Source organism: Pantoea hericii (assembly GCF_014155795.1).
Taxonomy (GTDB): Bacteria; Pseudomonadota; Gammaproteobacteria; order Enterobacterales; family Enterobacteriaceae; genus Pantoea; species Pantoea eucalypti.
The window spans coordinates 20,863-33,128 of the sequence record NZ_SCKV01000003.1 but is presented as its reverse complement, the minus strand read 5'-3'; the positions used below and the strand labels follow the sequence as shown (position 1 = coordinate 33,128).

Here is a 12,266-nt window from a genome sequence, read left to right as displayed (position 1 = left end):
CCCTGGTTGTTTATACAGTCGCTGTGAGTATATACAGGTATTGGCGAAATGGAAACCGATTGTCAGGGAAAACGCGCCCTCAGGCGCGTTATGGAAGGCTTATCGCAAATGTGTCCAGAGCAGCGCGACCCAGACAAACAGGGCCAGTAAGATGCTGATCAGTACCGCCGCCGAGCCCATGTCTTTGGCCCGGCCCGCCAGGGGATGATGTTCCTGACCAATCCGGTCAACCACCGCTTCAATGGCGCTATTGAGGATTTCGACAATGACGACCAGCACCACGGCGCCAATCATGAGGATGCGGGCGATCACATCGACATCCAGCCAGCACGCGATAATAATAGCGGCCAGCGCAGCCAGGGCTTCCTGCCGAAAGGCGGCTTCATGCTGCCAGGCGGCGCGCAGTCCCTGCCAGGAGTAGCCTGCGGCTTTTACTATTCTGATAAGTCCGGTGGCATTATTTGCCATGATGTGGGAACCCTTTCATTCAATTGACGTCAATGTCTGGGCTGCGTGCAATTGGCACCACCACAGATCTTCGCTGCGCTTTCTGGTATGCTTGCGGCGCTTTGCTAACAAGAGGCTTCATGTTGTCTATGTCAGGTTGGCGTAAACTCTATTACAAATTACTTAATTTACCACTCTCCTTTTTGGTAAAAAGTAAGGCCATTCCGGCCGATCCCGTGTCTGAACATGGTCTGGATCCGACCCGACCTATTATGTATGTTTTGCCTTACGATTCGAAGGCTGACTTACTGACTTTACGTGCACAGTGTCTGCGGCATCATCTGCCCGATCCGCTGATTCCGCTGGAGATTGATGGTTCGCTGCTGCCGCGCCACGTGTTTATTCATAATGGCCCACGCGTATTCCCCTATTTTGTGCCCAGCGTTGAATCGGTAAAAATCTTTCACGATTACCTCGACCTGCATCGCAATAATCCTGAGCTGGATATTCAGATGCTGCCGGTCACCGTGATGTTTGGCCGTGCGCCAGGACGTGAAGTCCAGGGCGAAGCGACGCCGCATCTGCGTGTGCTGAATGGGGTGCAGAAATTCTTTGCGGTCATCTGGCACGGACGTGACAGTTTTGTCCGCTTCTCGCCGACCGTCTCGCTGCGCCGCATGGCAACGGAACACGGTACGGACAAGTCGATTGCCCAGAAACTGGCTCGCGTGGCACGCATCCATTTTGCCCGTCAGCGACTGGCGGCGATCGGCCCGCGTTTACCGGCGCGTCAGGATCTGTTTAATCGTCTGCTGCAATCCAAAGCGATTGAAAAAGCCGTCGAAGATGAAGCGCGCAGCAAAAAAATCTCCCATGAGAAAGCCCAGCAGAATGCTGTTGAGATGATGGAAGAGATCGCTGCTAACTTCTCCTATGAAGCCATTCGCGTCACCGACCGTGTGATGGGCTGGCTCTGGAGTCGTCTCTATCAGGGCATCAACGTCAATGGCGGTGAAAAAGTTCGCCAGCTGGCGCAGGATGGCCACGAGATTGTCTATGTACCCTGCCATCGCAGCCACATGGATTATCTGCTGCTCTCCTATGTGCTCTATCATCAGGGGCTGGTGCCGCCGCACATTGCCGCGGGTATCAATCTCAACTTCTGGCCAGCCGGACCGATTTTCCGTCGTCTGGGCGCCTTCTTTATTCGTCGTACCTTTAAAGGCAATAAGCTTTACGCCACGGTATTCCGCGAATATCTCGGCGAGCTGTTCACCCGCGGCTATTCAGTTGAATACTTTGTCGAAGGAGGCCGTTCACGTACCGGTCGCCTGCTTGACCCTAAAACCGGCACCTTAGCCATGACCTTACAGGCGATGCTGCGCGGCGGAAATCGCCCCATCACGCTGGTGCCGATCTACATCGGTTATGAGCACGTGATGGAAGTGGGCACTTACGCCAAAGAACTACGCGGTGCAGCCAAAGAGAAAGAGGGCTTCATGCAGATGGTGCGCGGCTTACGCAAGCTGCGCAATCTCGGTCAGGGTTACGTTAACTTCGGCGAACCGCTGCCGCTGGTCAACTATCTCAATAAGCGGGTGCCGGAATGGCGCGACGCGATCGATCCGATTGAGCCGCAACGTCCGAGCTGGTTAACGCCGACCGTTAATGACATCGCGGCCAGTCTGATGGTGCGTATTAATGAAGCGGGCGCGGCTAACGCGATGAACCTCTGTGTCACGGCGCTGCTGGCGTCACGTCAGCGCTCACTAACCCGTGAACAGCTGATTGAACAGCTGGAGTGCTATACCCAGTTGCTGCGTAATGTGCCTTATTCGCCCAATGCGACCGTACCCGATCTTTCCGCAGAAGCGCTGCTGGATCACGCCCTGGGTATGAACAAATTTGAGAGTGAAAAAGACAGTATTGGCGACATCATCATTCTGCCACGTGAGCAGGCAGTGTTGATGACCTACTACCGTAACAACATTCATCACATGCTGGTGATGCCGTCGCTGATTGCCGCCATTGTTCAGCAACATCAGACGCTGAGTGAAGCGGAACTGCTGCGTCAGGTGAGCCTGGTCTATCCGATGCTGAAGAGTGAACTGTTCCTGCGCTGGCAGACCGATGAGCTGCCACAACTGCTGACTGACGTAAGTCAGGAGCTGGCACGTCAGGGCCTGATTACCGTCGAAGCGGGTGAGTTGCGCTTTACCGCAGCACGCTATCGCACGCTGCAACTGCTGGCCGCCGGTGTGCGCGAAACGCTGCAGCGTTATGCCATTACCTTCTCGATTCTCAGCGCCAAGCCGACGATTAACCGTGGCACGCTGGAGAAAGAGAGCCGGACGCTGGCACAGCGTCTGTCAGTGTTGCACGGAATCAATGCGCCGGAGTTCTTCGACAAAGCGGTCTTTACCTCACTGGTACTGACGTTGCGTGATGAAGGGTATATCAGCGACAGCGGTGATGCCGATGTCGCGCAGACCCTGGCGACCTGGCATATTCTGGCTGACCTGGTCACCAGTGATGTCCGCATGACCATTGAAACCGCGGTGGCGCACGACTGACCGCCGCGCGCATTGTAAAAAGGCGACCTCATGAGGTCGCCTTTTTTATGCCCAAAACTTTCAGAACAGCTGACTGAACGGCGGCGTATTCATCAGTACGCCCAGGAACAGCACCATCCCGACGTAGTTGTTATTCAGGAAAGCCTGGAAGCAGGGCTGACGTTCGCGCCCGGCAATCAGCTTCTGCTGATAAACAAACAGCGCAGCCGCCAGCAGCAGCGTCCAGTAGAAGGCACCATTCAGATGCAGCATCATGCCCACCAGCGCCATCAGCAGCAGGGTCGCCAGTTGCAGCAGGCCAATGATCAGCTTGTCGAAGCGACCAAATAAAATCGCCGTCGATTTCACACCAATCTTCAGATCATCATCCCGGTCCACCATCGCATACTGCGTGTCATAAGCCACCGTCCAGCAGATATTAGCGATAAATACCAGCCAGCAGACCAGAGGTAAGGACTCACTAACTGCGGACCACGCCATGGGAATTGCCCAGCCAAACGCGGCACCCAAAACGACCTGCGGCAGATGGGTATAGCGCTTCATAAAGGGATAGACCCAGGCCAGCGCCAGCCCCACGACGGAGAGCATAATCGTCATCAGATTCATGGTCAGCACCAGCGCAAACGCCACCAGCGCCAGAATCACAAACAGCAGCTTAGCCTCTTTTGCACTGACCGCGCCGCTGGCCAGTGGACGGTGCTTTGTGCGCTCAACGTGACCATCGACTTTCCGATCGGCGTAGTCATTGATCACACAACCGGCTGCTCGCATCACGAAAACCCCGGCCACAAACACCGCCAGCACCGGCAGCGGCGGAATCGACATATCCGCCAGCCATAACGCCCAGAGCGTTGGCCACATCAGCAGCAGCGTACCGATCGGTTTATCAATACGCATCAGGCGAGCATAGGCCCGCCACTTATTCATACTTAAGCTATTTTGCACCACAGAATCCTCAGACCAGATCGCGATAGAGCGGCGATGCCGGCAAAAACAGTTCAGTCAGCAGCAGCGGTTTGCCGGAAAGACGCAGGCGTGAACGCCGTCCCCACAATCCCTCTACCTGGCCCGGATCAATAAAATCGCGGGTCAGCGTCGACGAGGAGAAAAGATAGCGACCCAGAGGACGGGTGCCCAGCTGTTGCAGCATCGCCTCTGGCCCGTTGAGGGTACTTTCCGGCACCAGCGTGCGGCCAGCCAGCCAGGGCTGATCGTCGCCGAACAGCAGCACTTCACGCAGCCAGAAGCGTTCGTCGTCTGGCAATAACGCCCTTTCCTCACCCAACTCGCTGGCGTCGATAAAGCCTTCACGCAGCGGCTGAACCGTGACCCGCTGACAGTGCTGTTCAAAACGGCGCGTCATTGAATCCTCCTCCATCAGCCAGTCAAGCAATGGCGGCGCAAGGGTGGCCTGCGACGGAGAAAGCCAGTTGAGCGAACGTAATAAGCTGAGTGCGTCTTGCGACATAGCACCACTCCCGATAATTTTCAGGTCGCTAGTTTAGCGCAGAGAGGCGATGCGAACACCTGCCGTCGTGTCAGACGGCAGGAGGATTACTCGCGTTTCAGCCGGTTGCTGTTTGCCAGCCACAGGGTGACGACAAGAATCAGAATCGCCGCAGAGTAGCAGAGCGTATCGAAGGGATTTTTATGGTCGACGATGATCAGGCGGATAATCGCCGTGATCCCGATATAGACAAAATAGCGCAGGGGAAAATGATAGCCCGACTGAAAGTACTTAACAATCAGGGCGATAAATTCGAAATAGAGGAAATAGATGACGATTCCATCAATCAGCAGATAGGAGGAAGCCTGCTCGCTGGTGTTAAACAGCACGTTTGCCAGATGAATCGTTTCTTTGCCTAAAAAGACGATCAGGATAATCGCCAGACTCAGTAGCCCCAGATTCAGCACCCATTGCAGTACCGTTGCAAGGTGGCGGGCCAAAGGATTTTTGTCACTCATGTTGCGCCTTTAAAAAGGAGTTATTAGCGCAGCATCATGCGCGAGTGTGACGCAAATCACAATAACGCCTCAGGCCTCCACATCAACACAGAGCGCATCGTAACGCCAGTATTCACAATCGCAGTCAATCACCTCTTCTTGCTGATTGCGGTTGATGCGGGTGATCAGCAAGCCGGGGCTGCCCGGTGCCACATTCAGTGTGGGCGCTGCGACCTCGGGTAAAGGGCCTGGCATAATCGTAAAACGCGCGCCGCCATAACGAATACCGTAGCGCTGGTCATAGAGATCGGTCAGGGAACGGGTCAGGTCTTCATCAAGCAGGCCAGGGAAAAAACGGGGATTGAGGTAGTGCTCAACATAGAGCACCGCACGCCCATCAATGCGCCGCAGGCGGCGTATGCAGTAAACCGCCGAGCCGGGTGCCAGCCGCAACGCAGTGGCTACGCTCTCGTGCGCCGCGACCTGCTCAGCGGCGATCACCTCAGTGGTTGCCTGACGCCCCTGCTGCGTCGCCATGGCATGAAAGTGGCTGTGATGCAGCGGGTTGTAGATCAGACGCGGCGGTGCGATAAACCAGCCACGACGCAGTTCACGGTAGATCATCCCCTGCGCTTCCAGCTTGCCCAGCGCTTCCCGCAGAGTAATCCGCGTGGTGCTGAACGCCTCGCTTAAGGCACGCTCTGCCGGCAGGCGTCCGCCGCTGAACTCACCTGTCTGAATGCGTGTCAGCAGTGCGCTGGCTATCGCATCCGCCGTTTTGAGTGCTATCGACTCCACAACAGTAGCCTCATTTTGGTGCGACTTCGCACTTTTACTGGTCAGATAAACACGCCTGTGGCGGGCGAACGCGCCACGTCTTTCATCGCCCATTCCCCGCACAGCGCCGCTTTGTCATAAATCGTTCATATAGAGGGGCTACATTGGCTCGGTTCTTGCTGGACTAGACCAGCCAGGCCCATCAACTTACACCCGGAGCAACTGAGATGAAAGCGTTTATCGCCTCTGTAGTAGCCAGTGCTGTAGTCCTCACCCTGCCCGTTGCGCAGGCCGCCGATAACGACCTCGCCGCGCTGGAAAAAGCGGCGCGCAGTGAAGGTCAGGTCAACAGCGTCGGGATGCCAGACAGCTGGGCCAACTGGAAAGATACCTGGAACGACATCAGCACCAAATATGGCCTTAAGCACAGCGATACCGATATGTCATCGGCGCAGGAGCTGGCGAAATTTGATGCAGAGAAAGAGAACGCCAGCGCTGACATCGGCGATGTGGGCGCCGCCTTTGGTCCAATCGCTGTCGCGAAGGGTGTAACCCAGCCCTACAAACCGACGCACTGGGATCAGATTCCGGCCTGGGCCAAAGATAAAGAGGGTAACTGGGCACTGGCTTATACCGGCACCATCGCTTTTCTGATCGACAAGCAGCAGGTTAAAGATATCCCCCACAGCTGGGCCGATCTGAAGAAAGGTAAGTATGTGGTTACTATCGGTGACGTCGGCGTGGCAGCTCAGGCGGCCAACGGCGTCCTGGCTGCCAACTACGCCTTAGGCGGTGATGAGAAGAACCTGAAACCGGCGCTGGCCTTCTTTGCCGATCTGGCAAAACAGGGGCGTCTTGGCGTGACCGATCCGGTGATTGCCAACATTGAAAAAGGTGAAGTGCAGATGGCAGTAGTGTGGGACTTTAACGCCCTTAACTACCGCGACCAGATTGACAGAAATCGCTACGAAGTGGTGATTCCGTCTGATGGCTCAGTGACCTCCGGCTACACCACCATCATCAACAAATATGCGAAACACCCTAACGCCGCAAAATTGACGCGCGAATATATCTTCTCAGACCAGGGACAGATCAATCTGGCTAAAGGCTATGCCCGCCCGATTCGTGCTGAGCATCTGACGCTGCCAGCAGACGTTCAGGCTCGCCTGCTGCCGCAATCAGAATATAAAAATGCCCGTCCGGTTAAGGATCAGGCTGCCTGGGATAAATCGTCGAAAATGCTGCCGCGCCTGTGGCAGGAAAACGTCATCATCAACATGCAGCAGTAATTCGCGGCAGGGAGAACGGAATGAAGACCATCCTGGTAGTGCTGGACGGCCTGAGCAATCAGGTCGCACAACATGCAATGGGTTACCTGCATGCCGAATGTTCACAGGGCAACGGGTTCTATTACCGTATGACCTGTGAATTGCCGTCGCTGTCGCGCCCGCTTTATGAGTGCATTCTGACCGGGGTTCCGCCGGTCAGAAGCGGCATTATTCATAATGGCGTCAGCCGGTTAAGTCGCGAGCGCAGCGTGTTTCACTTTGCGCGTGCGGCGGGCCTGACTACGGCGGCGGCGGCCTACCACTGGGTGAGTGAGCTTTACAACCGCACTCCGTTCGTTCCGGCACGCGATCGTCACACCGATGCGCCGGACCTGCCCATTCAGTTCGGCCACTTCTACTCTGACGATAGCTATCCTGACTCGCATCTGTTTGAAGATGCGGAGAGCCTGCGGCTGCGTCACGATCCCGATTTTCTGCTGATCCACCCGATGAATATCGACGATGCCGGTCATAAGTCGGGGCTCTCTTCGCCGCAGTACCGCAACCGGGCACGTATCGCCGACGGCCTGCTGTCGCAGTGGATGCCGCTGTGGCTGGCCGAGGGCTATCAGGTGATGGTGACCGCCGATCACGGCATGAATGACGATCGCTCCCACGGCGGGATTCTGCCGGAGGAGACCACGGTGCCGCTGTTTGTCTTTGGTCATGCTTTCTCGCTGCAGCCTGACCTTGCGCCGCAGCAAACCGACCTGTGTGGCACGCTGTGTGAACTGCTTGAGGTGGCGCATGACAAGCCGGTCTGCCGCGGCCTGCTGGCGGAGTCACAAAGATGAAGGGAAAAGGCGTCGCACTGCTGCTGCTGTTACCTTTCACCCTGTTCTGGGTCGCCTTCCAGCTGGCACCGCTGTTGTGGATCGCCATCAACAGCTTCTGGAGTGACATGAACAGCCAGTGGGGCTGGGATAACTATCACGACATCCTCACCTCACCCTTCTACCAGCAGGCATTTCGATTTTCGCTGGATATCTCGCTCTGGTCCAGCGTCTGGGGATTACTGATTGCGCTGGTCACCGGCTATTCGCTGCATCAGCTCGGCGGCGGACGACTGCAGCGCTTTCTTATCTCCTTTACCAACATGACCAGTAACTTTGCCGGTGTCCCGCTGGCGTTTGCCTTTGTGATTCTGCTGGGGCTGAACGGCTGCCTGACGCTGCTGCTGCGCCATTATGGTGTGATTGAGAGCTTCAGACTCTTCTCGCGCAACGGCATGGTACTGGTCTACACCTGGTTTCAGATTCCGCTGGGCGTGCTGCTGCTCTATCCCGCCTTCGACGGGCTGAAAAAAGAGTGGCAGGAGTCGGCCGCACTACTGGGCGCCAGCCGCTGGCGCTACTGGTGGCACATCGGACTGCCAATTCTTTTCCCGGCGCTGCTCGGAACCTTTGTGATTCTGCTGGCGAATGCCCTCGGCGCTTACGCCACGATTTACGCCCTGACCACCGGTAATTTCAACGTGGTTCCGGTGCGCATCGCTGCATTGGTTTCCGGTGATATCTCGCTGGATCCCAACACCGGCAGCGCGCTGGCAATGTTGCTGGTGGCTATCATGGCGCTGATTACCCTGGTACAGCAGTATCTGGTGCGCCGCAGCTATCTCAATGCGAAACAGCCATGAAAGGAGCCGTCATGTCACGTGCTGAGCACCTCTATCATCGAATCATGGTCGGGTTACTCTTTACCCTGCTGGCGCTGCCGTTGCTGGCCACGCTGCTTTATGCAATCTCCTCCGACTGGAGCAATACCATTCTGCCGCAGGGCTACAGCCTGAAGTGGTTCATCCAGCTCTGGAGCGACCCGCGATTTTTGACGGCGCTGGGCCATTCGCTGCTGATTTGCTTTGGTGCGCTGCTGTTCTCGCTAGCGCTGGTGCTGCCTGCCATGTTTGTAATTGCTTACTACTTTCCCCGGCTGGATTCAGTAATGAACATCCTGATCCTGATGCCGTTCGCCGTGCCGCCAGTGGTGTCATCCGTGGGATTACTCCAGCTCTACTCGTCGTCACCACTGATGCTGACCGGCACGCCGTGGATCCTGATTGGCTGTTATTTCACTATCGCACTCCCCTTTATCTACCGGGCACTGTCGAACAATATGCAGGCGATCAATCTCAAAGAGCTGATTGATGCGGCACAGCTTCTGGGGGCCAGTACCTGGCAGGCAGCGATCTGGGTGGTGCTCCCCAACCTGCGCAAAGGGATGCTGATTGCCGTACTGCTCTCTTTCTCCTTTCTGATTGGTGAGTTTGTCTTCGCTAACCTGCTGGTCGGCAACCGCTATGAAACCCTGCAGGTTTACCTCTTCAACATGCGTAACGGCAGCGGTCACTTCACCAGCGCGCTGGTGATCTCCTACTTCTTTGTGGTGCTGCTGGTCACCTGGCTGGCCAACGCCCTGAATCCCGAACGAGGCTGAATATGAGTTACCTTGAGGTCAGAGAGCTGAACAAGTCCTATGGACCGACGCCCATCTTCGAGCAGATCGATTTCAGCGCCGCTGAAGGGGAATTTGTCACCCTGCTTGGCCCCAGCGGCTGTGGTAAATCAACGCTGCTGCGCTGTCTGGCGGGATTAACCAGCGTCGACAGCGGTGAAATCCGGCTGGAAGGCAAAGATATCGTGCCGCTGGCCCCGCAGAAGCGCGCCATCGGCATGGTGTTCCAGAGTTATGCGCTGTTTCCCAACATGACGGTGGAGAAGAATGTCGCGTTTGGCCTGAAGATGCAGAAACTGCCCGAAGCACAAATCCGCCAGCGGGTGCTGGAGGTGCTGGAGCTGGTTGAACTCAGCGACTATGCGCGCCGTTATCCGCACCAGCTGTCGGGCGGGCAGTGTCAGCGCGTGGCGCTGGCGCGTTCACTGGTGACGCGTCCGCGACTGCTGCTACTGGATGAGCCGCTGTCGGCGCTGGATGCGCGTATCCGTCGTCATCTGCGCGATCAGATCCGGCGCATCCAGCGTGAGCTGAATCTCACCACCCTGTTCGTGACCCATGACCAGGAGGAGGCGCTGACGCTCTCCGATCGCATCGTGCTGATGAACCGGGGTAAAATCGTGCAGAACGGCGACGCCGAAGCACTCTATACCCAGCCGGTCGATCTGTTCGCCGCCGGATTTATTGGCAACTACAACCTGTTGAGTGCTGAACAGGCAACGCGACTGACCGGTCAGCCTTTTAATAGCCAGGTGGCCATTCGTCCGGAATCGATGCTGTTCACCGCGCCAGACCAGGGCATTCCTGCGGAAATTCTCAGCCACAGTCTGCTGGGCAACGTGATCCGCTATCGGATCCGCGCGCATGACGTCGAACTTTCAGTGGATGTGCTAAACCGCTCGGCGGCGGATTTGCACCCCGCAGGCAGGAAGATTGGTCTACAATTAGAGATGTCGACTTTGCGCCAGGTTGCTTAAAACACAGGAAAAAATCACGCATAGTACGGCAATCCCCTTTCACAGATTGCTCTCTCTGTCAGGCTGGCAGTCTGTGCTGCTTGCAGCCTGACACAAGGAGCGACACCACGTGTTAACCCTGCTTAATCTACTCTCTGCAGTGGCCCTGCTGGTCTGGGGCACGCATATTGTGCGAACCGGCATCATGCGGGTCTATGGTGCCGATCTGCGCCGCGTCCTGAGCCGCAGCATAGAAAAAAAACCGATGGCGTTTCTGGCGGGCATCGGTGTGACCACCCTGGTGCAGAGCAGCAACGCCACGACCTTGCTGGTCACCTCGTTTGTGGCGCAGAATCTGGTCAGCCTGACACCCGCGCTGGTAGTGATTCTGGGTGCGGATGTCGGTACCGCCATCATGGCGCGTATCCTGACCTTTGATCTCTCCTGGCTTTCACCGCTGTTTATCTTTTTTGGCGTGGTCTTTTTCCTCAGCCGCAAGCAGACCCGCGCCGGTCAGTTAGGCCGGGCCAGCATTGGTCTGGGCCTGATTTTGCTGGCATTGCAGCTGATTGTTGAAGCGGCTCGTCCGATTACCCAGGCCGCCGGTGTCCAGGTCCTCTTCTCCAGCCTGACCGGCGACGTGATGCTTGATGCACTGCTGGGTGCGGTATTCGCCATTATCAGTTACTCCAGTCTGGCCGCCGTGCTGATCACCGCAACGCTGACCGCCACCGGGGTCATTTCGTTCAAGGTCGCGCTCTGTCTGGTGATTGGTGCCAACCTTGGGAGTGGCCTGCTGGCAATGATCAACGCCAGCGGCTCGAATGCCGCCGGTAAACGCGTGGCGCTCGGCAGCCTGCTATTTAAGTTCGTTGGCTGCATCGTAATCCTGCCGTTTGTCGATATTGTGGCTACCTGGCTTGATAAGCTGCCGGTTAACGATGAAGAGTTAGTGATTTTCTTCCATGTGTTTTACAACCTGATTCGCTGCGTGGCGATGGTGCCGTTTGCTGACCTGATGGCGCGCCTTTGCCGTCGTATGATTGCCGACGACGTCGATAACGCACTGCACCTCAAGCCTAAGCATCTCGATCGCAGCGCGCTGGATACCCCGGCGCTGGCGCTGGTGAATGCCGCCCGCGAAGCGCTGCGCATCGGTGACGTGGTGGAACAGATGCTGGAGGCGTTTAATAAAGTCGTGCATGGCGAATCCCGCGAGGAGCGTACGGTGCGTCGGCTGGATGATGATGTCGATGTGCTCTATACCGCCATCAAGCTCTATCTGGCGCGGATGCCAAAAGAGGATCTCCCCGAAGAGGATTCGCGCCGCTGGGGCGAAATTATCGAGATGTCGCTGAATCTGGAGCAGGCCGGAGACATTATTGAACGGATGAGCGGCGATGTGGCTGACAAGTCGCTGGCAGCGGGCCGCGCGTTTTCTGCCGAGGGATTAAAAGAGCTGCAGGAGCTGCAGGAGCTGTTGATTGCCAACCTCAGAATGAGCCTGTCGGTGTTTCTGTCGCATGATGTCACCAGCGCCAAACGGCTGCGCCGCGCGAAACATCGCTTCCGCCTGATGATTCGCCGCTACTCTCACGCCCATGTTGATCGCCTGCACCAGCAGAACGTGCAGAGCATTGAGACCAGCTCACTGCACCTTGGTCTACTCGGCGACATGAAGCGTCTGAATTCGCTGTTCTGCAGCGTGGCCTATACCGTGCTGGAACAGCCCGACGATGAGCGGGATTACGAATAAGGCGTGTGAACAGACCATTGCGCCAGGCTGAAAA

12 protein-coding genes are annotated in these 12,266 nt (G+C 56.6%); 7 read left to right on the top strand and 5 right to left on the bottom strand.

The genetic code is table 11. The annotated features are described in order from the left end of the window. Positions 1–99: 99 nt before the first annotated feature. Positions 100–468: a diacylglycerol kinase gene (locus H7K52_RS07225; RefSeq protein ID WP_003855779.1), complete on the bottom strand. Its 369-nt coding sequence runs from the start codon at positions 466–468 to the stop codon at positions 100–102. Between the two features lie 128 nt (positions 469–596). On the opposite strand from H7K52_RS07225, the gene plsB reads away from it, so the two are divergent. Continuing rightward, complete coding sequence (plsB, locus tag H7K52_RS07220) at positions 597–3,020, top strand: glycerol-3-phosphate 1-O-acyltransferase PlsB (protein ID WP_105099482.1); 2,424 nt, start codon at positions 597–599, stop codon at positions 3,018–3,020. A 60-nt stretch (positions 3,021–3,080) separates the two neighbouring features. Here the strand turns inward: plsB and ubiA are convergent, their stop codons facing one another. The 4 genes from ubiA to H7K52_RS07200 form a co-directional block, all read right to left on the bottom strand. After that, on the bottom strand, positions 3,081–3,965 hold the full coding sequence (gene ubiA / locus H7K52_RS07215) for a 4-hydroxybenzoate octaprenyltransferase (protein WP_039660681.1): 885 nt from the start codon (positions 3,963–3,965) through the stop codon (positions 3,081–3,083). Between the two features lie 10 nt (positions 3,966–3,975). Continuing rightward, complete coding sequence (gene ubiC / locus H7K52_RS07210) at positions 3,976–4,488, bottom strand: chorismate lyase (protein WP_003855790.1); 513 nt, start codon at positions 4,486–4,488, stop codon at positions 3,976–3,978. Positions 4,489–4,574: 86 nt separating this feature from the next. Then, the gene (psiE, locus tag H7K52_RS07205; protein WP_003855792.1) at positions 4,575–4,985 is read right to left on the bottom strand and encodes a phosphate-starvation-inducible protein PsiE; all 411 of its coding nucleotides are present in this window, start codon (positions 4,983–4,985) and stop codon (positions 4,575–4,577) included. Between the two features lie 69 nt (positions 4,986–5,054). Then, entirely contained in the window at positions 5,055–5,762 is a 708-nt protein-coding gene (locus H7K52_RS07200; RefSeq protein WP_182629880.1) for a UTRA domain-containing protein, read from the bottom strand. A 206-nt stretch (positions 5,763–5,968) separates the two neighbouring features. On the opposite strand from H7K52_RS07200, the gene H7K52_RS07195 reads away from it, so the two are divergent. From H7K52_RS07195 to H7K52_RS07170, 6 genes are all read left to right on the top strand, one after another. After that, entirely contained in the window at positions 5,969–7,030 is a 1,062-nt protein-coding gene (locus H7K52_RS07195) for an ABC transporter substrate-binding protein (protein WP_008926600.1), read from the top strand. Between the two features lie 20 nt (positions 7,031–7,050). Further along, the gene (locus tag H7K52_RS07190) at positions 7,051–7,863 is read left to right on the top strand and encodes an alkaline phosphatase family protein (RefSeq protein WP_003855799.1); all 813 of its coding nucleotides are present in this window, start codon (positions 7,051–7,053) and stop codon (positions 7,861–7,863) included. Next, a complete protein-coding gene (locus H7K52_RS07185; RefSeq protein WP_003855801.1) occupies positions 7,860–8,705 on the top strand; it encodes an ABC transporter permease in 846 nt (281 codons plus the stop codon). Before H7K52_RS07190 ends, H7K52_RS07185 begins: the two co-directional genes overlap by 4 nt. Positions 8,706–8,716: 11 nt before the next feature. Next, the gene (locus tag H7K52_RS07180) at positions 8,717–9,502 is read left to right on the top strand and encodes an ABC transporter permease (RefSeq protein ID WP_003855803.1); all 786 of its coding nucleotides are present in this window, start codon (positions 8,717–8,719) and stop codon (positions 9,500–9,502) included. Between the two features lie 2 nt (positions 9,503–9,504). Beyond that, entirely contained in the window at positions 9,505–10,497 is a 993-nt protein-coding gene (locus H7K52_RS07175) for an ABC transporter ATP-binding protein (protein ID WP_003855804.1), read from the top strand. A gap of 109 nt (positions 10,498–10,606) precedes the next feature. Further along, positions 10,607–12,232 carry a Na/Pi cotransporter family protein gene (locus H7K52_RS07170; RefSeq protein ID WP_003855807.1) on the top strand — a complete coding sequence of 542 codons (1,626 nt, stop codon included), beginning with the start codon at positions 10,607–10,609 and terminating at the stop codon, positions 12,230–12,232. Positions 12,233–12,266: the final 34 nt, after the last annotated feature.